The 22,141-nt window shown below is 63.1% G+C and carries 20 protein-coding genes and 1 other RNA gene; 13 read left to right on the top strand and 8 right to left on the bottom strand.

From position 1 onward, the window contains the following. Window positions 1-62: 62 nt before the first annotated feature. Window positions 63-467 carry a carboxymuconolactone decarboxylase family protein gene (locus tag AC07UR_RS12330; RefSeq protein ID WP_209790734.1) on the bottom strand — a complete coding sequence of 135 codons (405 nt, stop codon included), beginning with the start codon at window positions 465-467 and terminating at the stop codon, window positions 63-65. 57 nt (window positions 468-524) lie between these two features. Then, complete coding sequence (locus AC07UR_RS12325) at window positions 525-1,346, bottom strand: cyclase family protein (RefSeq protein ID WP_209790735.1); 822 nt, start codon at window positions 1,344-1,346, stop codon at window positions 525-527. 316 nt (window positions 1,347-1,662) lie between these two features. Here AC07UR_RS12325 and AC07UR_RS12320 point away from each other — a divergent pair, with 316 nt between their 5' ends. Together AC07UR_RS12320 and AC07UR_RS12315 are read left to right on the top strand one after the other, a co-directional pair. Next, window positions 1,663-2,847 carry an efflux RND transporter periplasmic adaptor subunit gene (locus AC07UR_RS12320; RefSeq protein ID WP_173420570.1) on the top strand — a complete coding sequence of 395 codons (1,185 nt, stop codon included), beginning with the start codon at window positions 1,663-1,665 and terminating at the stop codon, window positions 2,845-2,847. Further along, window positions 2,844-5,981: an efflux RND transporter permease subunit gene (locus AC07UR_RS12315; RefSeq protein WP_209790736.1), complete on the top strand. Its 3,138-nt coding sequence runs from the start codon at window positions 2,844-2,846 to the stop codon at window positions 5,979-5,981. Before AC07UR_RS12320 ends, AC07UR_RS12315 begins: the two co-directional genes overlap by 4 nt. A 99-nt stretch (window positions 5,982-6,080) precedes the next feature. Here the strand turns inward: AC07UR_RS12315 and AC07UR_RS12310 are convergent, their stop codons facing one another. Then, window positions 6,081-6,521: an anthrone oxygenase family protein gene (locus tag AC07UR_RS12310; RefSeq protein WP_173420568.1), complete on the bottom strand. Its 441-nt coding sequence runs from the start codon at window positions 6,519-6,521 to the stop codon at window positions 6,081-6,083. A gap of 354 nt (window positions 6,522-6,875) precedes the next feature. On the opposite strand from AC07UR_RS12310, the gene AC07UR_RS12305 reads away from it, so the two are divergent. Both AC07UR_RS12305 and AC07UR_RS12300 read left to right on the top strand, forming a co-directional pair. Further along, on the top strand, window positions 6,876-8,282 hold the full coding sequence (locus tag AC07UR_RS12305; RefSeq protein WP_209790737.1) for an FAD-binding oxidoreductase: 1,407 nt from the start codon (window positions 6,876-6,878) through the stop codon (window positions 8,280-8,282). A 182-nt stretch (window positions 8,283-8,464) separates the two neighbouring features. Further along, on the top strand, window positions 8,465-12,220 hold the full coding sequence (locus AC07UR_RS12300; RefSeq protein ID WP_327795854.1) for an AsmA family protein: 3,756 nt from the start codon (window positions 8,465-8,467) through the stop codon (window positions 12,218-12,220). Between the two features lie 403 nt (window positions 12,221-12,623). On the opposite strand, the gene AC07UR_RS12295 is transcribed toward AC07UR_RS12300, so the two are convergent. Continuing rightward, on the bottom strand, window positions 12,624-13,415 hold the full coding sequence (locus tag AC07UR_RS12295; protein WP_173420565.1) for a hypothetical protein: 792 nt from the start codon (window positions 13,413-13,415) through the stop codon (window positions 12,624-12,626). Window positions 13,416-13,798: 383 nt separating this feature from the next. Here AC07UR_RS12295 and AC07UR_RS12290 point away from each other — a divergent pair, with 383 nt between their 5' ends. Continuing rightward, window positions 13,799-14,671, top strand: coding sequence for a GGDEF domain-containing protein (locus AC07UR_RS12290; protein ID WP_209790739.1), 873 nt, complete (start codon window positions 13,799-13,801; stop codon window positions 14,669-14,671). On the opposite strand, the gene AC07UR_RS12285 is transcribed toward AC07UR_RS12290, so the two are convergent. The 4 genes from AC07UR_RS12285 to ssrA all read right to left on the bottom strand — a co-directional run bounded on the left by AC07UR_RS12285 (window position 14,651) and on the right by ssrA (window position 16,306). Continuing rightward, entirely contained in the window at window positions 14,651-14,887 is a 237-nt protein-coding gene (locus AC07UR_RS12285; RefSeq protein WP_173420563.1) for a ribbon-helix-helix domain-containing protein, read from the bottom strand. The two genes, AC07UR_RS12290 and AC07UR_RS12285, sit on opposite strands and share 21 nt — an antisense overlap. A 198-nt stretch (window positions 14,888-15,085) precedes the next feature. After that, entirely contained in the window at window positions 15,086-15,295 is a 210-nt protein-coding gene (locus tag AC07UR_RS12280) for a DUF4169 family protein (RefSeq protein WP_077500099.1), read from the bottom strand. A 20-nt stretch (window positions 15,296-15,315) separates the two neighbouring features. Next, entirely contained in the window at window positions 15,316-15,831 is a 516-nt protein-coding gene (locus AC07UR_RS12275) for an SspB family protein (RefSeq protein ID WP_209790740.1), read from the bottom strand. A gap of 111 nt (window positions 15,832-15,942) precedes the next feature. After that, window positions 15,943-16,306: a transfer-messenger RNA gene (ssrA, locus tag AC07UR_RS12270) on the bottom strand. Window positions 16,307-16,445: 139 nt separating this feature from the next. On the opposite strand from ssrA, the gene AC07UR_RS12265 reads away from it, so the two are divergent. From AC07UR_RS12265 to AC07UR_RS12230, 8 genes are all read left to right on the top strand, one after another. Beyond that, entirely contained in the window at window positions 16,446-16,754 is a 309-nt protein-coding gene (locus AC07UR_RS12265; RefSeq protein ID WP_077500214.1) for a DUF2853 family protein, read from the top strand. 202 nt (window positions 16,755-16,956) lie between these two features. Further along, window positions 16,957-17,751, top strand: coding sequence for a thymidylate synthase (locus tag AC07UR_RS12260; protein ID WP_209790741.1), 795 nt, complete (start codon window positions 16,957-16,959; stop codon window positions 17,749-17,751). 152 nt (window positions 17,752-17,903) lie between these two features. Then, on the top strand, window positions 17,904-18,509 hold the full coding sequence (locus AC07UR_RS12255) for a glutathione S-transferase (RefSeq protein ID WP_209790742.1): 606 nt from the start codon (window positions 17,904-17,906) through the stop codon (window positions 18,507-18,509). Next, entirely contained in the window at window positions 18,502-19,038 is a 537-nt protein-coding gene (locus AC07UR_RS12250; RefSeq protein WP_209790743.1) for a dihydrofolate reductase, read from the top strand. Before AC07UR_RS12255 ends, AC07UR_RS12250 begins: the two co-directional genes overlap by 8 nt. 256 nt (window positions 19,039-19,294) lie before the next feature. After that, window positions 19,295-20,398 carry an FtsH protease activity modulator HflK gene (gene hflK, locus AC07UR_RS12245; RefSeq protein WP_173420557.1) on the top strand — a complete coding sequence of 368 codons (1,104 nt, stop codon included), beginning with the start codon at window positions 19,295-19,297 and terminating at the stop codon, window positions 20,396-20,398. Beyond that, window positions 20,395-21,318, top strand: a complete 924-nt coding sequence (gene hflC, locus AC07UR_RS12240; protein WP_173420556.1) for a protease modulator HflC — start codon at window positions 20,395-20,397, stop codon at window positions 21,316-21,318. The genes hflK and hflC overlap by 4 nt, the downstream gene beginning before the upstream one ends. A gap of 7 nt (window positions 21,319-21,325) precedes the next feature. Beyond that, on the top strand, window positions 21,326-21,511 hold the full coding sequence (locus AC07UR_RS12235) for a DUF2065 domain-containing protein (protein WP_025427670.1): 186 nt from the start codon (window positions 21,326-21,328) through the stop codon (window positions 21,509-21,511). A gap of 6 nt (window positions 21,512-21,517) precedes the next feature. Next, entirely contained in the window at window positions 21,518-21,904 is a 387-nt protein-coding gene (locus tag AC07UR_RS12230) for an ACT domain-containing protein (RefSeq protein WP_025427669.1), read from the top strand. The last annotated feature ends 237 nt before the right edge of the window (window positions 21,905-22,141 follow it).

Below are 22,141 nucleotides of genomic sequence, written 5' to 3'. Positions count from 1 at the left end.
TGTGGAAAGACAGGCGATTTCGAAGCCGCTTATTCTCCATCAAGTTCGACTGCGAGCCGTCGTCAGGCCGTCCTGTCGAAGGCGGCGTCCACCGGCACCTGCAAGGCGGTCGCCAACTGGTTGGTTCTGGCGGCAAGCGAGATCACCCGGAGGAGATCGGCATGTTCGGCATCGGTCATGCCCTTGGCCTTCGCTGCCGCCGTATGGGAATGGGCGCAGTAGCCGCAGCCATTGCTGACGGAAACGGCGATGTAGAGCATTTCCTTGACCAGCGGATCGAGGGCCGAGGGCGTTGCCATCACTGCCTTGACGTCGCGCCAGGTCTGCTCCAGCAGATCCGGATCGAAGGCGAGCCACAGCCACATGTTGTTGATGAAGTCCGCTTTGCGGGTCGTGCGGATGTCGTCGAACACGGCCTTGACGCGCGGGTCGGATTCCGGATCGGCGGGTGGGGTAATGGTGCTCATGATGTCTCCGGGTCATTGTCCGGCGGCGCGTGCCGCCGGATCGGTAGGAAAACGGGTTCAGATGAGCGCAAACACGCGCGCAGGGCCGCCGGTGCCGCCCCGATGCTTCGGCGCGCCGAGCACCAGGGTCGCGCCCTTGGCCGGCACCTTGTCGAGGTTGGCGGCCGCCTCCAGCCCCCAACGGCCTTCCGGCAGCCAGGCATAGTGGGTGGCGAAATCGGGCGAGGGGCCGTGGTCGAGCGACAGCGTGTCGACGGCAATGCCGGCGGCCTTGGTCTCTTCCAGCAGATACTTTGCCGCCTCGACGTGGAAGCCGGGGAAATGGAGCTTGCCGTCGGCATCGGCGTTGCGGAACTTGTCGGTGCCCAGATGCGCGCCCCAGCCCGAGAGCATGGCGACGCAGGCGTTTTCAGGAATGTCGCCATTGGCGGCGACCCAGGCCTTGATGTCGTCGGGCGTCACTTGGGCATCGGCGTCGGCAGAGGCCTTCTGGCGGATGTCGATGACTGCGAGCGGCACGACCAGCTTCTCGACCGGCAGTTCGGCCACGGACAGGCCGTCGGCGGAGAAATGCAGCGGCGCGTCGACATGGGTGCCGGTGTGCTCGTTCACCCGGAGCTCGAACATGTTGAACTTGTCCTTGGCGTAGTTGAATTTCTCCTCGCGGAAGAATTGCTGCTGGCCGAAGAAGGTCGGGAACTCCTCGTAGAGTTCGTGGGTGAGGTCGGTAACGCTGGCATGTCCCTGGGCCAGCGCCGGCGGCGCGATGCCCGCACTTGCCGCTGCGATGCCCGCCGTTCCGACGGCTGCAGCTTTAAAGAAGCTGCGGCGGGACAACATTTTCTGCTTTACGGATTCCATGACACACGCATCGCACATGACTTTGCTCCCCTCTCAAGAACCGGTCGAAACCTGATGGCAATGGCTGCCGGCGGTTGCAGGATACCTCAGTCGCCGTGACTGTAAACGGTGATTGTCTAGTGTTTTTCTAGGGAATAACACGATATCGCCGCTGCTGGTGCGATGATGGTCCGGATGACATCATACCGCCAACAAATTCGCTTTTATTACAATTGCGTAATGATGGCATTCCGTCGTTGCCCCCAAAGGCCCGAACAACGATACTTGGGGCAAATCGGAACGTTCCGCCGGTGCGTGCCGCGCTGGAGCGTGTTTTGCATATTTGGAGACATGAATGCGGGTTTGGAAACAGCTGGCGGTCAGCGCCGTTGTGCTTTTGGTGGGTGCCGGCGTCTGGGTGCGGTTCGTGCCCGGGGCAGGCGAAACGCTGGCGGCGATTGGTGTTTCGCACCCGTTGATCGATGCTCTCTCCAAGCAGGACGGCGGTGCTGGCGGCGAGGGCGGCCAGGGTGGCGGTGCGCGCAGGCAAGGCGGCAACGATGCCGTGCTCGTCATGGTGCGTCCGTCGGCAACGGCCGTCGTCAACGACCGGCTGAACGCTATCGGCAATGGCGAGGCGATCCACTCCGTCACCGTGACACCGACGGCCACCGGCAATCTCACCGAAATTCTCGTGCGTTCCGGCGACAGGGTGGCTGAGGGCCAGGTGATCGCCAAGCTCGACAGCGACGACCAGAAGATTGCCGCCGACCAGGCGCGTCTGACGCGCGACAGCGCAAAGGAAAAGGTGGAACGCTACCGCAACCTCAGCACCGCGCGCGCGGTGACGGCCGTCGAAGTGCGCGACGCCGAAATCGCCATGCAGACCGCCGAACTGGCACTCAAGACAGCCGAGCTCGATTTGAAGCGCCGCGATATCGTCGCGCCGTCGAAGGGCGTCGTCGGCATCATCACCGTCAATGTCGGCGACTACGTCACCACGACGACGCCGATTGCCGTCGTCGACGACCGTTCGGAAATCCTCGTCGACTTCTGGGTACCGGAGCGTTTTGCCAACAAGATCGTCGTCGGCCAGCCGGTGACGGCGCATGCCATCGCCCAGCCGGGCAGCCAGCTCGACGGCGTCATCCATGCCATCGACAACCGACTGGACCAGGCAAGCCGCACGTTGCGGGTGCGGGCACGTCTGGAAAACCCTGACGACACATTGCGGGCGGGCATGTCCTTCTCGGTAACGATGGCCTTCGATGGCGACACCTATCCGACCGTCGATCCGCTCGCCATCCAGTGGAGCTCCGACGGCTCCTATGTCTGGCGCGTGAGCGCCGACAAGAGCGAGCGTGTTCCGGTCAAGATCATCCAGCGCAACCCGGACAAGGTGCTGGTCGATGCGGCCTTGAGCGAAGGCGACGAAGTCGTCACCGAAGGCGTGCAGCGGCTGCGCGATGGCGGCGAAGTCCGCATCGCCGGGCGCGAGCGCCGCGATACCGCGCAGAAGGTCGCGGAGGACGTGAAGTGAGCGGCGCCAAGGAACCGGGACACCAAACCGCCCGCGAGGCCGGCAAGACCGGCTTCACCGCCCTTTTCATTCGCCGGCCGATCTTCGCGCTGGTGGTCAATACGCTGATCGTCGTTGCCGGCCTTGCGGCCTGGAACGGCATCGAAATCCGCGAGCTGCCACAGGTCGACCAGCCGGTCATATCGGTCACGACGACACTCGATGGTGCTGCGCCCGAAACGATGGACCGCGAGGTGACCTCGGTGGTCGAGGGCGCCGTCTCGCGCGTTCAGGGCATCAAGGACATTTCCTCGACATCGTCCTTCGGCCGCAGCCGGGTGACGCTGCAATTCTCCGACACCACCGATATCGGCCAGGCGGCGAACGACATTCGCGATGCGCTCGGCCGCGTGCGCAACCAGCTGCCCGAGGATGTCGACGAGCCGAGCATCGTCAAGGCGGATGCCGACAGCCAGCCGATCATGCGACTGGCGCTGACCTCCGACACCATGTCGATGGAAGACATGACGCTGCTGGTCGAAAACGAGATCAGCGACCGGCTCGCCGCTGTCGAGGGTGTCGCCGACGTCGCCGTTTACGGCGACCAGGAAAAGATCTTCCGAATCGACCTCGACCAGGCCAAGCTCGCAGGGCGCGGGGTGACGGTGGCAAACCTCAGGACGGCGCTTTCCAACGCCTCCTATGACGTGCCGGCCGGCAAGCTGACGAGCGCCAGCCAGGACATCTCGGTACGTGCGACCGCCGACCTGCAGACGCCGGAGCAGTTCGAAAACCTGATCCTTGTCAACAATGTGCGGCTGCGCGATATCGGCACGGTGACGCTCGGGCCCGATACCGGCTCGACGGCGCTGCGCTCCAACGGTCGCCAGGGCATCGGCCTTGGCATCATCCGCCAGGCACAGTCCAACACCGTCGATATTTCGGAAGGCGTGCGCAAGGTTGTCGAGACGATCCAGACGGAAATCCTTCCCGAGGGCACGCAGCTCAGGATCACCAGCGACGATGCGGTGTTCATCAACGGCGCCATCCACGAGGTGGAAATCGCGCTGGTCGTGGCAATCTTCATCGTTACGCTCGTCATCTACATGTTCCTGCTCGACTGGCGGGCGACGCTGATCCCGACGATCACCATGCCGATCGCGCTGATCGGCACCGTGGCGGCGATCTACATGGCCGGCTTCTCGATCAACATCCTGACGCTGCTCGCCATCGTGCTTGCGACAGGTCTTGTGGTCGACGATGCGATCGTGGTTCTGGAAAACATCGTGCGGCGACGGGCCGAGGGGCTCGGCCCAAGGGCCGCGGCCGTGCACGGCACGCTCGAAGTGTTCTTCGCGGTGCTGGCGACGACGGCGACGCTTGCGGCCGTGTTCATTCCACTGTCGTTCCTGCCGGGGCAGACCGGCGGTCTCTTCCGCGAGTTCGGCTTCGTGCTTGCCTTCTCGATCCTCTTGTCGTCCTTCGTGTCGCTGACGCTCTGCCCGATGCTGGCATCGCGCATGCTGACGCAGGAGAACCATTCCAAACCCGGGCCGATGCGCCGTTTCGGCGCGCGTGCGTCCGAATTCTATCGCGTCACCCTGCGCGGCTGCCTCAATGCGCCACTGATCGTCTTCGTCGTTGCCGCCTTCTTCACGGCCATGGGCGGTATTGGCTTCATGACGCTGAAATCGGAGCTGACGCCGAGCGAGGACCGCTCGCAGGTGATGATGCGCATCAACGCGCCGCAGGGGGTGTCGCTCGAATATGCGCAGGCGCAGATGCGCCGGATCGAGGACGGGTTGCAGCCGCTGGTCAAATCCGGCGAGATCGACAACATCTTCTCGATCTCCGGCCAGGGCGGCTCGGCCAATAGTGGCTTCATGGTGCTGACGCTGGCGCCCTGGGGCGAACGCGAACGCAGCCAGCAGCAGATCGTCGCGGAGATCAACAAGGTGACCGCGCGCATTCCCTCGGTGCGGGTGTTTGCGATGCAGCCCAACAGCCTTGGCATTCGCGGCGCCGGCAGTGGCCTGCAGGTAGCGCTGGTCGGAAACGACTACACCAAGCTTGGCGATGCCGCGGCAAAGCTCGTGCGCCAGATGGAAGACAGCGGTCGCTTCGAGAACGTGCGGCTGAACTACGAGGCCAACCAGGCGCAGCTTTCGATCACCATCGACCGCGAGCGTGCCTCCGACATGGGCGTCGATATCGGTGGCCTGGCCTGGGCGTTGCAGGCGATGCTCGACGGCAACAGCGTCGTCGATGTCTTCGTCGACGGCGAATCTTACCCGGTCAAGCTTCTGTCCTCGACCAATCCGGTCAATGATCCGACCGACCTGCAGAACATCTTCCTGAAGGCCGGCGACGGCAAGATCGTGCCGATGTCGACGATTGCCAGCGTCGAGGAAACGGCCGTGGCGCCGCAGCTGTCGCGGGAATCGCAGCTTCGCGCCGTGTCGCTGTCGGCGGGGCTCAAGTCTGACCTCGCGCTCGGCGAAGCCTTGACCATGGTCGAGCAAATGGCGGAACCGCTGTTGCCGCCGGGCTCGCGCATCATGCCGCTTGCTGAAGCTGCGACCCTCAACGAAAACGCCAACGGTCTCATCGTCACCTTCGGCTTTGCCCTCGTCATCATCTTCCTGGTGCTGGCCGCACAGTTCGAAAGCTTCGTCAGCGGCCTGATCATCATGGCGACGGTGCCGCTGGGGCTCGCCTGCGCGGTCTTTGCGATGATCCTCACCGGCAATACGCTCAACATCTACAGCCAGATCGGCCTGGTGATGCTCGTCGGTATCATGGCGAAGAACGGCATTCTCATTGTCGAATTCGCCAACCAGCTGCGCGACCGCGGCCAGGATGTGCGAACCGCGATCGAGAATGCTGCCAACATCCGCCTCAGGCCGGTGATGATGACAATGATCGCCACCATCGTCGGCGCGGTGCCGCTGGTGATGGCAAGCGGTGCGGGGGCGGAAGCGCGCATCGCGCTCGGCTGGGTGCTGGTCGGCGGTCTCGGCCTTGCGGTGGTTGTGACGCTTTACCTGACGCCCGTCGCCTATCTCGTCATTGCCGGGCTCACCAAGCCGCATGCGGACGAGGAGCGCAAGCTCCACGAGGAAATGGAGGCCGCCGCCGCGCTTGAAGCGAAGTAACGGCGGCTCGCGTGGCGCTGCCGGCCCAAGGATGTTCCAGCACTCTGGCTATAGGGCAGCTTGCCGGCCTTCCGTGGCTCCGCTTGAAAGCGGGATGCGCTAGCCCCGAAGCTCCAGCCAGACGGCGAGGAGGTAGACCAGCATGGCGATAGCGCCGAACGCGCTCCTGCCTGCGTGCAGCCTGCCCCAGTGAACGAGAAGCCCGCGGGTTTCCTCGTTGACTTCCTCTGGCCGCGTTGCCTCCAGGCGCCGGTTGATCGGCATGATCAAGAGGATCGTAAAGGGCCAGTTCAGGAGAATGACTGCTGCCCCGAAGCCCCAGAGCCCATTGCCGCTCTGCCACCAGGCGGCAAGACCAAGCAGGCCCGAGATGATCGCGAGCGAGGCCTGCATCTGGAAACCGCGACGGTAGGCCGGCACCCATTGCGTCAGCGCTGCGCGGTTGTCGAGCCGAAGCCTTGCCGGCTGTTCAGCCACGTTGATGTAGATGGCGGCGCCGAAGAATATCGAGGCCGTCAGCAAAGCGAGCAGACCGAACATATTTCTTTTTCCTCATGTAGTGCCGGGAGCGGCCAGCCGACCGGGCTTCTTCTCTATCCCGTTTGTCGCAGGAAAGGGCCAGATTGTTGTGTTGGCAGGATGTTGTGACAGGCCGGTGTCGTCGGCACAACGCTTGGCGCCTACGCTCCGCCCTCGGGGGCGTTTCCCGTCACAAGACGAAAGCTTTGTGACACTCAGGTCTCACCACCGGCGTTTTCACGCGATAGTCTGCTAGAGACTGCGTCAACGTCTGGACAAAGTGATTCCGATTTGCACAGTAGCGCCTTGAAATGAAAGCGCTTCCCCAAGGTCGGAATGGGGCGGTGCGGATGGCATGAAGAAGGGACGTTTTCCGTGGCATTGAAGGCGATCAGGGCTGGCTCGCGAAACGAAACCGGGATCGATACCGCAAAGGCGCAGCTTGCCGCCCGATTCGGCGATCGGTTCCAGACGGGCGAAGCGATCCGCGCCCAGCATGCCCACACCACCACCTATATCCCGGCGCAGCTTCCCGACGGCGTCGTCTTTCCAGAAAGTGCAGACGAAGTCCGCGAGATCGTTGCGATCGCCGCGGCCAACACCGTGCCGCTCATTCCCTTCGGCACCGGCTCGTCGCTCGAGGGCCATGTCAACGCGCCGCACGGCGGCATCTCCGTCGACATGATGAGCATGAACCGCGTGCTCGAAGTCAACGCGGAAGATCTGGACTGCCGGGTCGAGCCCGGCATCACCCGCGAAGAGCTCAACACCTATCTGCGCGACACCGGCCTGTTCTTCCCGATCGACCCTGGCGCCAACGCCTCGATAGGCGGCATGGCCTCGACGCGTGCATCCGGCACCAATGCGGTGCGCTACGGCACCATGAAGGACAATGTGCTGGCGCTGACAGTGGTGACGGCAGACGGTCGCGAGGTGCGCACGGCGCATCGGGCCCGCAAGTCGTCGGCAGGCTACGACCTTACCCGGTTGTTCGTCGGTGCCGAGGGCACGCTTGGCATCATCACCTCGATCACGCTCCGGCTCCAGGGCATTCCCGAAGTCATCTCCGGCGGCGTCTGCCCGTTCCCGACGATTGCCGATGCCTGCAATGCGGTGATCCTGACGATTCAATCCGGCATTCCGGTTGCCCGCATTGAGCTGTTGGACGCGCTGCAGATGAGGGCCTGCAACAACTATTCCGGCCTTTCCTATGAGGAGACGCCGACGCTGTTCGTCGAATTCCACGGCAACAGCGAGAGCGTCGAAATGCAGTCGCGGCATTTTGCCGAAATTGCGGCCGACTTCGGCTCCAGCGGCTTCATCTGGACCACCAACCCCGAAGAGCGGGCGCGGCTGTGGAAGGCGCGGCACAACGCCTACTGGGCCCAGAAGAGCCTGATCCCGGGGGCAGCCATTCTTTCCACCGATGTGTGCGTGCCGATCTCGCGGCTGGCAGATTGCGTGGCGGCAACCCATGAGGATATCGCGGCACACGGCCTGACGGCCCCGATCGTCGGGCATGCCGGCGACGGCAACTTCCATGTCGGGCTGCTGTTTGACGACAAGGACGCCGCAGACGTGGCGCGGGCCGAGGCCTTCGTCGAGAGGCTGAACGCGCGGGCGCTGTCGATGGATGGCACCTGCACCGGCGAGCACGGCATCGGTCAGGGCAAGATGCCGTTTCTCGAAGCCGAACTTGGCGACGCGCTGGATCTGATGCGGCAGGTCAAGCGTTCGCTCGATCCGCAGGGCATCTTCAACCCCGGCAAGATCTTCGGCTGACGCGGGCGGACGGGCGAGGGGAGAGCGGTGCTGCAGCCGCCCGGTGGGGCGGCAGGCGACGCCCTCGCAATGGATAAGGACGAAGGCGTCCAAATGTAATGGACGAAGACGTCGCTTTGGCGTTCATATGGACGCAGACGGCGCCGACGGGCGCCAGAGAACTTGATGGGAATGTAGGCACGGTGCTTTCGCGAATTCTGGTTGCCATCGGCGGTCTTGTGGTCGTTGCGCTTTTTGCGGCGCTGATCGCCCCGTGGTTCATCGACTGGACGGGATTCCGCAAGGAATTCGAACGCGAGGCAAGCCGCATCATGGGCAAGCCTGTCGTCGTCCACGGCAGTGTCGACGCACGGCTGATCCCGTTCCCGACGGTCACGCTCAACGACGTGCGTGTCGGCGGCAGCGACAAGGCCGAGCCGCTGATCCAGGTCGCGCAGTTCTCGATGAGCGCGGAACTGGCGCCGTTCTTGAGCGGCGAAGCCCTGATCTTCGATATGCGCCTCGACCGGCCGAAGGCCAAGGTCAGGCTTCTCCCTGACGGCACGCTCGATTGGGCACGCGGAACGCGCACGGCGATCCCCGCCAAAACGGTGGTGCTGGAAAACGTCGAGATCACCAACGGCGAGATCGAGTTCATCGACGAGCAGACCGGCCGCACCCGGCGCGTGACCGACCTTTCCGCCGATCTTTCCGCCCGTACCCTGGCCGGCCCCTGGAAAGTCGAGGGGCGGGCTGCGCTTGATGGCGAGGCCGGCAGTTTCGCCTTTTCCAGCAACGAGGTGGACGAGACAGGTGCGCTGAGCCTCAAGGCGCGGGTGACGCCGGACAAGCGTCCCTTCGGCGTCGAGCTCGACGGTGCACTGAAGATCGTCGACTTCAAGCCGGTCTACGGCGGTCGCTTCACGCTGACCGAAAACCGCCCGCAGGGCGAGGCAAAGGATGCGGACGGCCATGCGCCGCTGCGCATCAACGGTGATTTCCAGCTGACCAATGAGAGCATCCGCGTGCCGGAATACCGGTTCGAGATCGGCCCCGCGGACGATCCTTACGTGGTGACGGGCGAGGCGACGCTTGATACCGGCAAGGATCAGAAGTTCCTGCTGATCGCCGACGGCCAGCAGATCGACGTCAGCCGCATCGGCAATTCCGGCAGCAACGGCAAGACCGGGCGCGACCCGGCGATCTCCATGCGCCAGCGGCTGGAAGCGATGCTGGCGATTGCCGCCGATATCCCCATTCCGCAGGTGCCGGGACGGGCCAGTCTGAAACTGCCGGCGATCGTCATCGGCGATACGACCGTGCGCGACGTGCGCATCGACGTGCAGCCGGATGGTGCCGGGTGGGTGATCGACAATGTCGTGGCCCTTCTGCCCGGGCGCACCCAGCTGGAGGCCAAGGGACGGCTCAACCTCAAGGGCCAGCGGTCATTTCGCGGTGACCTGCTTCTCGCGTCCAACCAGCCTTCGGGCCTCGCGAGCTGGCTGGCTGGCTCCGTCGATCCGGCGATCCGCAAGCTGAAGACCGCGGGCTTTTCGGCAACCGTCAACCTGACCGACACGCTGCAGCAGTTCGAAAACCTGGAGGTGGCCGCCGGCGACGCCAGCCTCAAGGGGCGGCTCGAGCGTCAGTCCTTCGCCGAACAGCAGCCGAACCTGTCGCTGCAGCTGAACGGCAATCGCATCGACCTCGAAGCGCTGCAGGCGCTGGCGGGGCTGGTTGCCGGCGATGCCTCGGCCTCGACGCTGATGCAGCATGCGATTGCCGCCGACCTTTCCGCCGACGAGTTCTCGGCCTTCGGCGAGGACGCGCGCGACGTTCAGGCGGTGGTGACATTCAAGAATGGCCAGCTTCAGGCCGAGCGCGTGGCGATCGGTTCGCTTGCCGGCGCGCAACTTGCCTTTTCCGGGCGCGCCAGCGGCGATCTCGAAAAGCCGGTGATTTCGGCCAAGATGAAGCTGGCGGCCAAGGACCTGACACCGTTTCTGGAAATGATCGGTCGGCACGCCGTCGATCATCCGGCCCTTCGCCGCCTGACCAGGGCCGGACCATTCTATACGGACGCTGCCTTCGACGTGACGCTGACTGCCGGTAACAAGGAAGGCAACGCGCCGGCGACCTTCGGCATTTTCGGCACGGCCAACGGCACAAAGATCGCTGCCAGCTACCAGGCGCCCGACATGGCCCAGGCGCTTTCCGGCAAGGGCATGCTGCTCGAAGCAACGCTCGAAAACCCGCAGACGCTGCTGCTGCTCGGCCAGGCCGGGTTCGACCCGCTGCCTTTCGATGCCGATGCCAACGGCATCCTCTCCATCAAGCTGCAGAGCACCGATGGCTCCAACGCCAATGGCACGGTGACCTTTACCACCGAGAAGACGTCGCTTGCCGCCAAAGGCAGCTTCGATCTCTCGCGAGACCATTTCCTCGAGGGCCAGGCCAAACTGACACTCCAGACCGAAGACCTCGAACCCTATCTGCTGCAGCAGGGCATCGCGTTGCCGCAGACGGGCACAGGCCTGCCGATCTCTGTTTCGGCCGACGTGGCGACGACGCCGGAGGCGATCGCCTTTACGACCGTCGAAGGCAAGGCCGACAACAACGGCTTTGAAGGCGCCCTGACGATCGACCGCAAGGTGCCGGGCAAGGCAGAAGGCCAGATCAGTGTTGCCACGCTCGATCTCGCCTGGCTGGCCGAGGGCATCCTTGGCCATGTTCAGGACATGTCGAGCGGAGCGCTGTCGAAAACCCCCGTGACGCAACCCGCCTGGACCGGTTTCAACGTGGCGCTCGATGTGCAGGCCGCAAACTTCTGGCCGGGGTTCTACGGCGCCATCGGCAACTTTGCCGGCAAGCTTGAGTGGAAGGGCGACGAGATCGCCTTTACCGATGCGACCGGCGACTGGCTCGGCGGCAAGCTCGAAGGCCGGTTGCAGCTCGGCAATGCCAATGGCTCCGGCTTCCTGCGCTCGCGGCTTGACGTCAAGGGCGGGGATCTGGCGCAGGCTGGTTGGACGCATGCGGGCGCCCCGGTCGCCACCGGCACCTTCGACCTTTCGGTAGCGCTCGAGGCCTCGGGTGCGAACGCGCAAGCCATGGCCCATTCCGCAAGCGGCTCGGGCACCGCCACCTTCAACGGCGTGACGCTCAACGGCGTCAACAGCGCGGCGCTGCCGCAGCTGATGGCAACTGCCGACGCCATGAAAACGGAGATTTCGGCCGACGCAATCCGCCAGGCGGCAGAGGCAGCCGTGTTTTCCGGCCAGTCGGTCGTCGGTGTGGTCAAGGTCCCCTTCAGCATCGCCGGTGGCGTGCTCAGGGCGCAGAACGTCACGGCTGCCGACGGCAACGCAGCCTTTGTCGGCGAAGCATCGGTGGATCTGGCGGCGGAGCGTCTCGACGCGAACATCGACATGACCTTCCGGCCGGGCGACGAGGCGCTGGCCGGGGCCGAGCCGCGGGTGCGGCTGAGTTATGCCGGCCTGCTTTCGTCACCGGGCGTGAACCTCGATGTTGCCGATCTCTCGAATTTCCTGTCGCTTCGGGCGTTTGAGCGCGAGCGCCGGCGCGTCGAGACACTGCAGGCCAACGTGCTTGAGAAGCAACGGCTGCGGCGCGAGGTGCAGCTTTACAAGGCAAAGGCGCAGCAGCGTGAAGTCGAGCGCCTGCGGGCGGTCGCCGAAGAGCGGCGGCGTGCAGCGGCGGCAGTTGAGGCGGAGCGGGTGAAGGCGGATCTGGCGGCCCGCGCAGAGGCGGAACGAAAGGCGGCGGAAGAGGCCGCGCGAAAGGCAGCGGAAGAAGCCGCGCGCATCGAACGCGAACGCCAGCAGCAACAGCAACTGGGCGCCCCGTCGCAGGTGCCGCCGGGAACTGTCGACGGGCCTCAGAAGCCGGGTGGGCAGGGGCTGAATTTCGACGTGCTGCCCGATGTCACGGTGCAATAGGGCGCTATAGCGCTTTGAATTGCCGCATGCTCATCGTTAAGCCAGGTACGATTTAAGGAAACATGCAGAAGGCGGGCCGGGGAAACGCGCGATCGCTTTGTTTTCACGTCTTTCCTGCTGGGCCACGCTTTGCATTTTTCCGGGACTGCGGCAGTGGAGCGGAATGCAGAGGCAGAGATGCTGTGCGTCTCTCCATGTCGCGGCAGCGGCTTGATCGCCGGCGCTTGGCTGACGCGTCCGGGGGCCTTGCGGGTGCCCCGTGTCAGATGTGGCGTGCCAAGGCTGCTGTCGAACGTCGGGCATTCTGCCGTCTCCCCTGGTCGCGTGCGACTTGAGGAGAAAATGAAGCAGAACACCAGCCGTCCCATAGATCGCTCGTCGCCGACCGCCGCAGCGCGTCGGATCAGAAGCGGATGGCGACCCCCAGGATCGGTCCGTGCTGCACCGTATCGTATTCGAAGCCGTCGTTGCTGTAGTTGACGCCGAGCGCGCGATAGCCGGCGACGGCCGAGATCGTGTCGGTAAACTTGTAGCCGAGGCCGAGTGCCGCATCCCAATCGAGATCCGCGCCGCCACCGCCGACCAGCCCCCAACCGGTCAGATAAAACTCGGGCGTGAAGTTATAGGTGCCGCGCAGGCCGGCGACCGCATCGACCCAGGTGGCACCGTCATCCCGGCTGACACCATCCAGCGGGCCGCCGGAGAACGAAAGTGTGGTGTCGACGGACCAGACTCTCAAGCCACCGACGATATCGAGATTGGATGACTGGTCTTCGTAAATGGCATAGCCGACGCCCAGCAGCGCGGCAAAAGACGTCGAGTCCACATCCACGCTATTGGCGAGGATACCGTTCGGCGTGCTGCCGTCGGCGGACAGCTTGGTGTACATGACGTCGCCGAAGATGCTGTAGGGTCCGTTGCGCGCCTCGCCCATCGCCATGAAGGCAAAATCGAGATTGTCCCAGATGTCGCTGAAACTGGAATCGATATGCACCTCGGGCAGCCCGAACTGGGCCGTATCGCCCCTCAGGCCCGCCATCCAGAAGTAGGGTGCGACGGTGAACTGCCAGCCGCTTTCCGTCTCCTGCGGCTGCGCCGTGGGCGCAAGGAGCGGCGCGATGTCGGCGGCGCTGGCGACCGCGGCCGATGACAGGGTCAAACACGTGGCCAGACCGATCCGAGCATAGAGCTGCATGCCTTCCTCCCTCTCATGTTGCATGAGCGCCAGAGGTTGCGGCCACTGGCAGCACCTCGATTGTTCGAAATTAGATGATGCTAAACAAGCATATTCGCGTCAAATTCCGTTTCGGCACGCGGGAATTGTGCGAGGTGTGGCGCAAGGCACACAGAAGGCGAGGGGCGGGTTCCCGTTGCAATCAAAAGTCTATGTTTCGGCGAGCTGGCGCGGCCTGCTTTGCCCGGTGTGCGGCTCTGGTGCAGCGATCGAATGCCAATCTGATTCGGCTGCCGGCGCCTGTCGTGGCAGCAGTGAAGCGCAAAACCCCTAAAATCCTAATGGATTGATTGAGCTGGAGTTAGCATTCTGCCTTCACAGTGTGGCTTGCAACGGGGGGTGGCATGACGTCGCTGGATGAGGGCCTTGATCGCCGCGCGATCATCTGGATCGTGAACTGGACGTTCTCGGGCGCCGTCGGTTGCACGACCGTTGCCGTTCTCGTCACCTATTACTACATCGCCCCCTTCGGAGCTGAGGTGATGGCGACGTCGATGCGCCTTGCCCTGTTCATCCCGCTGCTCTTGGCCATCCCGCTTTTCGCCGTCATCGGCATCAAGCTCCAGCAGCTAGCATGCGCCAACGATCTGCTGACACTGGCGAGCCGCTACGACGGCCTGACCGGCTGTCTCAATCGCGCTGCGTTCACGTCGGATGTCACGGCGTTCGTTGCCGAACAGGATCTCAAGCCATTTCCAGCCACCTCCGCGCTGATGGTGTTGGACGCCGACCACTTCAAGCGCATCAACGATCGCCATGGCCATCTCGCCGGTGACGATGCGTTGGTGGCGATAGCAACCGAGATGCGCTTGGCGGTTGGCGATGTCGGCCTGATCGGCCGTCTCGGCGGTGAGGAGTTCGGCGTGTTCGTTCACCATGCCCACCCCGCAACAATCGGGGCGATGGCCGAGCGCATTCGTCTGGCGGTGGCCGAGCATGGGCAGGCGATTGCTCCGGATGCCGATCCGGTGACGGTCAGCATCGGCGTGGCGCTGTTTACCTATCCGGTACAGTACGAGGACATCTTCAAGATCGCGGACGACCAGCTCTACCTCGCCAAGAACACGGGGCGCAACCGGGTGTGCCTGATCGAGTATTCACGGCTGCCGGGCGGGATCAGGGCGATGGCGACCCAGCTGCGCGAGGGCCTCGCCGGCGCCCTGACCGACGGGTTCGCAAGCCAAGGCGACGAGCCGTCACGTGTCGCCGGCCGCTGAGCGCGGCACGTTCGACTTGATCCAGTCGAGAACGTAGACCCGAAGTGCCGAGGAGAGGTTGCTGTCACTGCCGCGCGCGTCGTCAATCTCGACGATCAGCTGGGCGATCGGCATGGCGCGGGTCGCCGCGATCGTCTTCAGCTCCAGCCAGAACGGGTCCTCGAGCGAAAAACTGGTGCGGTGCCCGTGCAGGGTGGCGGAGTGTTTTCGGATCATCGCCGGAGCTCGCAAATTGATTCAAGTCGTTGGCGGTTTGATTCGGGACGCTGCTGCAAGTCATTGCGGCAGAATCGCTTTTGCCGAGCCGTGCGCCGGCTTTGATGCTCTAGCAACGCATTCACGCGTGAGACGTTCCGCACAATCTGTTTCGATGATGATTTGAAGAAGGTCGCAGCCGCTTACGCGCCCTGTGCTTCAGTCCTCGGCCTCATCGGGTCGATCGGCTGCGGGCTCGCGGCGCCCCTGGTCGAGGGCTTTTGCCGCTTTTGCGTTCAAGGCGTCGGTCAGCGATTTCTCGGCCTTGGTGCGGCCGAACGAGATACGGTTCTGTTCGGCCTGCTTCTCTTTTTCGGCGCGGGCATTGCGCTTGCGGAACTGGCGTAGATTGACGACGTCACCACTCATGCCGCGCCCTTTCAGCTGCCTCAGTTCTTCTTGCGGAAGGAATCGAGCGAAACGACCGAGCCGCCGCCATTCTTGGCATCGCCGGATTTCTCCGCGTCCTTGGGCGGTACTTCGCCGTCGGTTTCAGGCACGGGGTAGGCGGTGATCTCCGCCGATTCGAGTTCTTCCTCTTCAGCCACGGCCACGTCGAACTCGAGTTCGAAGTTGACCGAGGGGTCGTAGAAGCCGCGAATGGCATTGAACGGAATGACGAGCCGCTCCGGCGTATCGGAGAAGGAAAGGCCGATCTCGAAGCCGATATCGGAGACCTTGAGTTCCCAGAACTGGTGCTGGACGACGATGGTCATCTGCTCGGGATACTTGGATTTCAGGTGCTGCGAGATGCGAACACCCGGCGCTCCGGTCAGGAAGGTGATGAAGAAATGGTGTTCGCCGGGCAGGTGGCCGGTGGCGGCAACCTCGGTCAGCACCTTGCGGATGACGCCGCGAAGCGCATCCTGTGCCAGAATGTCGTAGCGAATGTGGTCCTGGCCCATGGGATTCCCGTCTTTCTCGAACTCAATTCTACTGTCGGCTTTCCATTGCCCGTCAGAATATGACGAGTCAATTATCCAAGCATCTATAGACCATTTCGAAGCGGGGGAGAAGGTGAAGGCTTCTGTTGCCAGGTGCCTTCGGACCCCGCCTTACGGTGCTACCCGGAAGGACTTGATTTGAAGTGTCGCACCGCCGTTAGGCAGCGAGACGTGCTTCAGCATAGTTGTCGTTTGCAACTATAAGTTTAGCCCGATAACGGTGGTACAATGCCGAGCAAAAAGTCGATCTTTACGCCCTTGTCGATCCTATTTCGCCCCCATCAAAAGCCGGTCATCGACGTGTCGACCGGTTTTTGGTGGAGGCGCCGGGTACCGCCCCCGGGTCCAATGGGTTTATTTCACCGCCCGTTTATTGCCATAGCCGCCCGAAGACGGCATCTGTCATATAGGTCTTTCCAGCGCCCAAGAAAAGGGGAGCAAGCGGATAAATCGCTGCTTTTCCAAAACGCTTGACATGATTGGCAGCCATGAAAAACTCCGGCTGCTGCAGGCGGGCCGCTGGGGCATGCGGGGTACGGCTGCGGTTTTTCGAGCAATCCCAACGTGGAGGCATCATGACCGACTATCTCGCAGATGTGCAGAAGTATGACAGCGGCGCCGATGAAGCCGTTGTGAACAAGATCGTGCGCCATCTCGGCATTGCGCTTCGCAACAAGGATTCCTCGCTCGTATCGGCCACCGACCCCAAGGAGCTCGATCGCGTCAGGGAAAAATGGTGCGAGAAGAAGCTCGGCGTCGCGGGTGCGGACGCGGACGCAGCCATCTCGGCCACGGCGAAGGCGATGTCTGCGGACCGCTCCAAGTCGCGCGTGACCTTTTATTATCTGGTGGCCAAGAACCTCGGCAAGCTGCAGACGCTGTAGGTCGCGGTGGGCTCGGGTCGGATCGCCCCGGGGTCATCAACCTAACCGATGCCTTGAGGGGGATGCCGGTGGAAAACGCGCAGGCTTTCTCAAGGTCCCGGCTCGAGCGCGGCTAAATTTGCGGGATAAACATCCCCAAGACATTGGTTTGCCGCCGGCTTCACCCTAAATTTGGGACAACACGAATCGGCGGCGCCAGACCATGCAGCAATATCTCGACTTCCTCGACCATGTGATGACCAGCGGAACCGACCGGGGCGACCGGACGGGAACGGGCACGCGCTCGGTCTTCGGCTACCAGATGCGCTTCGATCTGTCGGAAGGCTTCCCGGTCTTGACCACCAAGAAGCTGCACCTGCGCTCGATCATTCACGAACTGCTCTGGTTCCTGAAGGGCGAGACCAACATCGCCTATCTCAAGGAAAACGGCGTCAGCATCTGGGACGAGTGGGCGGACGAAAACGGCGATCTCGGTCCTGTTTACGGCTACCAGTGGCGCTCCTGGCCGGCGCCGGACGGACGGCATATCGACCAGATCGCCGGTCTCGTCGAAAGCCTGAAGACCAATCCAAATTCGCGCCGGCATATCGTTTCGGCCTGGAACCCGGCGCTGGTCGACGAGATGGCGCTGCCGCCGTGCCATTGCCTTTTCCAGTTCTATGTCGCCGACGGCAAGCTTTCCTGCCAACTCTACCAGCGCTCGGCCGACATCTTCCTCGGCGTGCCCTTCAACATCGCCTCCTACGCGTTGCTGACGATGATGGTTGCGCAGGTGACCGGGCTGAAGCCGGGCGATTTCGTCCATACCTTCGGCGACGCGCACATCTACCACAACCATTTCGACCAAGCGCGGCTGCAGCTTGCCCGCACGCCGAAGACATTGCCGACCATGCAGATCAATCCTGATGTCAAGGATCTGTTTGCGTTCCGTTTTGAAGACTTTACCCTTGTCGGTTACGAAGCTGATTCAACGATCAAGGCGCCGATCGCCGTCTGACTGCTCGCCGCTTCGGGCAGTGCGGGCGGCGTGATCGATACGGGCATTCGCGTGATGGCGGCAGACCGGGAGGTCTTCCGCCTCTGACGTAATTCAGGCGTTGCAGCGACCTTGGCGTGTTCTGCTTTACGCCGCGCTGTCGGGAGGTTTCGATGCTGACGCTCATCCACGCACCGCAGTCGCGCTCCTCGCGGATCGTCTGGCTGCTCGAGGAGATCGGCGCGGAATACGAGATCCGCTATGTCTCGATCCGCCGCTGGGATGGAACCGGTGCGCCCGACGAAAACAATCCGCATCCGCACAAGCAGGTGCCGGCGCTGTTGCACAAGGGCGCTCTGATCTGGGAATCGGCGGCCGTGGTGCAATACCTCACCGACCTTCATCCCGAATGCAGCCTCGGGCGGGCGCCCGGCCATCCCGAGCGCGGCGCCTATCTCTCCTGGCTCGCCTATTATGCCGGCGTGATCGAGCCGACGGCGCTGGCGCACGTCACCGGGGCGACGATCAACAATCCGGCGCAGGCGCGGCTCTACAGCGAAATGTGCGGGCATGTGATCGACGTGCTCAGCCGGCAGGCCTATCTGCTCGGCGCGACGATGAGTGCCGCCGATCTGCTTTTGGCCAGTGCGCTGCAATGGATGCGCAAGATCCTGCCCGAGAGCGAGGTCGTCGACCGCTACATAAGGGTGGTGACGGACCGTCCGGCCCTTGTCAGGGCAAGTGAAATCGACAGCAAACCGAATGGGTTCCATGACTGATACCAGCACCAACGAACCGAAAGTCTCCCTCATTGCAGCGGTTGCCGCCAACGGCGTGATCGGCCGCGAGGGTGATCTGCCCTGGCGGCTTCCGACCGACCTCAAGCGCTTCAAGGCGCTGACGATCGGCAAGCCCGTGATCATGGGGCGCAAGACCTGGGCCTCGATCGGGCGTCCGCTGCCGGGCCGGGCGAACATCGTCATCAGCCGCAGCGCTGATTACTCCGCCGAGGGCGCGATCGTCGTGCATTCGCTGGAAGAAGCGCTCGCCGCGGCGCGGCGAGAAGCCGAGGCAACCGGTGCGGACGAGGTCTGCGTCGTCGGCGGCGGCGAGATCTATCGCCAGGCGATCAGTGCGGCGGATATCCTTCATATCACCGAGGTTCCGGCGGAAGTCGAAGGCGATGCGCGCTTTCCCGAAATCGATCCCGCCGTCTTCGACAAGGTGTTTGAAGAGGATCTGCCGCAGAGCGAGAAGGACAGCCATGCCATGCATTTCGTGACATGGCGCCGGCGTCGCGCAGGTTGAACTGGGATCATTGATCGGCGCCGGCCGACGGCGAAAGTGCCGCTGCACGTTCGAGGTGTCACAGCGCTTTGGTGCGGCAGATGCAACGCGCGGCGCTGTAACGGCCTATTCGTCAACTATTTTGAACCATTTACGGTGAACTCTGGCCTATCGCGTTGAAAGCGATGCATGTCATACCTATAACGGGTTCACATCGTGGACGTCCGTGCATTCGCGCGGCAGTTCATCGTGAGCAGTATTCAAAAGAGAGGTTTTGATGCCCTGGAGCAATCAGAATGGCGGCGGCGGCCCTTGGGGCGGCGGCGGCGGCGGCGGAGGCAATCAGGGTCCATGGGGCCAGGGGCCGAACCGCCCGCGCGGTGGTGGTGGCAAAGGCGGCCCGCCGGATCTCGAAGAGATCATTCGCCGTGGCCAGGATCAGCTGAAGAACGTCGTTCCCGGCGGCTTTAACGGCGGCGTCTTCGCCATCGTCGGCCTGTTGATCGTCGGCTTCATCCTGATCAACTCGATCTATACCGTCCAGCCGGATGAACGGGGCGTCGAAATGCGCTTCGGCAAGCCGAAGGACGAGATCTCGATGCCGGGCCTGCACTACCATTTCTGGCCGCTCGAAACCGTCGAGTTCGTCAAGATTACCGAGCAGCAGCAGAACATCGGCGGTCGCAACAGCGGTCAGTCGAATGCCGGCCTGATGCTCACCGGCGACCAGAACATCGTCAACGTGCAGTTCTCGGTGCTGTATTCCGTCACGGACCCGAAGCACTACCTGTTCAACGTCGAAAATCCGTCCGACACGCTGCAGCAGGTTGCCGAAAGCGCCATGCGCGAAGTGGTCGGCCGTCGTCCGGCCCAGGACATTTTCCGTGATAACCGTCAGGCGATCGCCGCCGACGTGAAGAGCACGATCCAGGCGACGATGGACAGCTACGGTGCCGGCATCTCGGTCAACACCGTGGCGATCGAGGATGCGGCTCCGCCGCGCGAAGTCGCCGACGCGTTCGACGAAGTGCAGCGCGCCGAGCAGGACGAAGATCGCTTCGTCGAAGAAGCCAACCAGTATGCCAACCAGATCCTCGGCAAGGCCCGCGGTCAGGGCGCGCAGATCCGCGAAGAGGCAGCCGCCTACAAGGATCGCATCGTCAAGGAAGCGGACGGTGAAGCCCAGCGCTTCATCTCGGTCTATGACGAGTATTCCAAGGCGCCCGACGTGACCCGCAAGCGTCTCTATCTCGAAACGATGCAGGGCGTGCTCGGCAAGTCGAAGAAGGTCATCATCGACGAGAAGAACGGGCAGGGCGTCGTGCCCTATCTGCCGCTGAACGAAATCGGTCGGCCGGCACAGACGGGAGCCGCACAGTGATCAACAATCGTACTTCAATCATCCTGATCCTGCTCGCGGTCGTCTTCGTCGGTCTCTACTCGTCGGTCTTCGTGGTCAACGAGCGCCAGCAGGCGGTCGTCGTCCGCTTCGGTCAGATCCAGGACGTCAAGACCGAGCCGGGCCTCTACTTCAAGCTGCCCTTCGCCTTCATGGATGCCGATCGCGTGCAGTATGTCGAGGACCAGGCCCTGCGCTTCGATCTCGACAACATCCGCGTCCAGGTCTCGGGCGGCAAGTTCTATGAAGTCGACGCCTTCGTCGTCTACAAGATCGCCGACCCCCGCCGCTTCCGCGAAACCGTTTCGGGCGACCGTGACTCGGCCGAGGCCCGGTTGCGCACCCGTCTCGACGCATCGCTGCGTCGCGTCTACGGTCTGCGCGGTTTCGAGGCAGCACTCTCCGACGAGCGTGCATCGATGATGCGCGAAGTTCGTGCCGACCTCCAGGCCGATGCCGAAACGCTCGGCCTCAGGATTGAGGACGTTCGCATCCGTCGCACGGACCTGACACAGGAAGTCTCGCAGCAGACCTTCGACCGCATGAAGGCCGAGCGTCTGGCGGAAGCCGAGTTGATCCGCGCTCGTGGTAACGAAGCGGGCCAGCGTCGCCGCGCCATCGCCGACCGTCAGGTCGTCGAGATCGTCGCCGACGCCCAGCGCGAATCGGAAATCCTGCGTGGTGAAGGCGAAGCCGCACGGACGAAGACCTTTGCCGACGCATTTGCACGCGATCCGAAGTTCTTCGAATTCTACCGTTCGATGACCGCCTATACGGAGTCGATCGGCAGCTCGGACACGACGCTCGTGCTGTCGCCGCATTCGGAGTTCTTCCGTTATTTCAATGACTCGGAAGGCAACCCGCCGGCTGCGACAACGACGCAACCGGCGACCGGGAACTAAGCGGACTATGTCCGACTTTCTGACCGGGATCGCTTTCTTCCTGATCATCGAGGGGCTGGTGTACGCACTGGCCCCTTTGGTTTTAGTGGAATTGGCGAAGCGTTTGCCGTATGTCCCGGAGCATCAGCTTCGACTGGCCGGGGTATTTTCCGTTGCCGCCGGTGTCGGACTTGTCTGGTTGCTTCGAGGATAATGCGAAATGCCACATAAACTGCTGATCCGGCTGGTCGATGCCGAATATGCGATCACCCGTCTCAATGTCGGTTCCCAGATGCCGGAATGGCTGCCGGGGCCGGGTTTCTGGACCGTGTCCAGCTCGCGAGAGGAAATGACCCTCGTCTGCCGCGCCGCGCGCGTGCCTTCCAGCACTCAGAGCTCGCTCGGCTGGCGCTGCTTCCGCATCGAACAGCACTTCAGCGTTGACGTGCCGGGCGTGCTTTCTTCCGTGCTCAGGCCGCTTTCGGCCGCAGGCATCGGCGTCTTTGCCAATTCGACCTTCAGCACCGACTACATCTTCGTGCCCGGTTCCGATCTCGACAAGGCGGTGCAGGCGCTGAAAGAACATGGACACGAGATCACGATCTGATCGTCGGTCCCTATCCGCTCTTTTGGGTGGATCAGAAAATCGTGTCTGGACGCTTCTGAATTCCGCCGTATCTTCAAAGGAGGATCGGGCGGAACGGGATCCCCAGATCGCGTCGCTGTCACCAGCTGCATGACGCCTGCGACCGGCATCGGTCGGAGGATTAGGGTATGCTGAAAATCAAGGTCGCTGCAGCGATCCTTGCGTCTGTTGGGCGCGTGGGGCTGCAGAGCATCGCAT

The organism is Ensifer sp. GW821-FHT05G01 (assembly GCF_059419585.1).
The sequence above is the reverse complement of the archived record's forward strand: the minus strand, read 5'-3'. Positions and strand labels throughout refer to the sequence as shown.

Excerpts from the sequence above, each read along its gene's own strand:
- AC07UR_RS12295 (WP_173420565.1), bottom strand. The coding sequence starts at position 13,415 with ATGCAGCTCTATGCTCGGATCGGTCTGGCCACGTGTTTGACCCTGTCA.
- AC07UR_RS12320 (WP_173420570.1), top strand. The coding sequence starts at position 1,663 with ATGCGGGTTTGGAAACAGCTGGCGGTCAGCGCCGTTGTGCTTTTGGTG.
- AC07UR_RS12235 (WP_025427670.1), top strand. The coding sequence starts at position 21,326 with ATGTCCGACTTTCTGACCGGGATCGCTTTCTTCCTGATCATCGAGGGG.
- AC07UR_RS12230 (WP_025427669.1), top strand. The coding sequence starts at position 21,518 with ATGCCACATAAACTGCTGATCCGGCTGGTCGATGCCGAATATGCGATC.
- hflK (WP_173420557.1), top strand. The coding sequence starts at position 19,295 with ATGCCCTGGAGCAATCAGAATGGCGGCGGCGGCCCTTGGGGCGGCGGC.
- AC07UR_RS12280 (WP_077500099.1), bottom strand. The coding sequence starts at position 15,295 with ATGAGTGGTGACGTCGTCAATCTACGCCAGTTCCGCAAGCGCAATGCC.
- AC07UR_RS12275 (WP_209790740.1), bottom strand. The coding sequence starts at position 15,831 with ATGGGCCAGGACCACATTCGCTACGACATTCTGGCACAGGATGCGCTT.
- AC07UR_RS12310 (WP_173420568.1), bottom strand. The coding sequence starts at position 6,521 with ATGTTCGGTCTGCTCGCTTTGCTGACGGCCTCGATATTCTTCGGCGCC.
- AC07UR_RS12285 (WP_173420563.1), bottom strand. The coding sequence starts at position 14,887 with ATGATCCGAAAACACTCCGCCACCCTGCACGGGCACCGCACCAGTTTT.
- AC07UR_RS12330 (WP_209790734.1), bottom strand. The coding sequence starts at position 467 with ATGAGCACCATTACCCCACCCGCCGATCCGGAATCCGACCCGCGCGTC.
- AC07UR_RS12255 (WP_209790742.1), top strand. The coding sequence starts at position 17,904 with ATGCTGACGCTCATCCACGCACCGCAGTCGCGCTCCTCGCGGATCGTC.
- AC07UR_RS12325 (WP_209790735.1), bottom strand. The coding sequence starts at position 1,346 with ATGTGCGATGCGTGTGTCATGGAATCCGTAAAGCAGAAAATGTTGTCC.
- AC07UR_RS12250 (WP_209790743.1), top strand. The coding sequence starts at position 18,502 with ATGACTGATACCAGCACCAACGAACCGAAAGTCTCCCTCATTGCAGCG.
- AC07UR_RS12290 (WP_209790739.1), top strand. The coding sequence starts at position 13,799 with ATGACGTCGCTGGATGAGGGCCTTGATCGCCGCGCGATCATCTGGATC.
- AC07UR_RS12260 (WP_209790741.1), top strand. The coding sequence starts at position 16,957 with ATGCAGCAATATCTCGACTTCCTCGACCATGTGATGACCAGCGGAACC.
- AC07UR_RS12265 (WP_077500214.1), top strand. The coding sequence starts at position 16,446 with ATGACCGACTATCTCGCAGATGTGCAGAAGTATGACAGCGGCGCCGAT.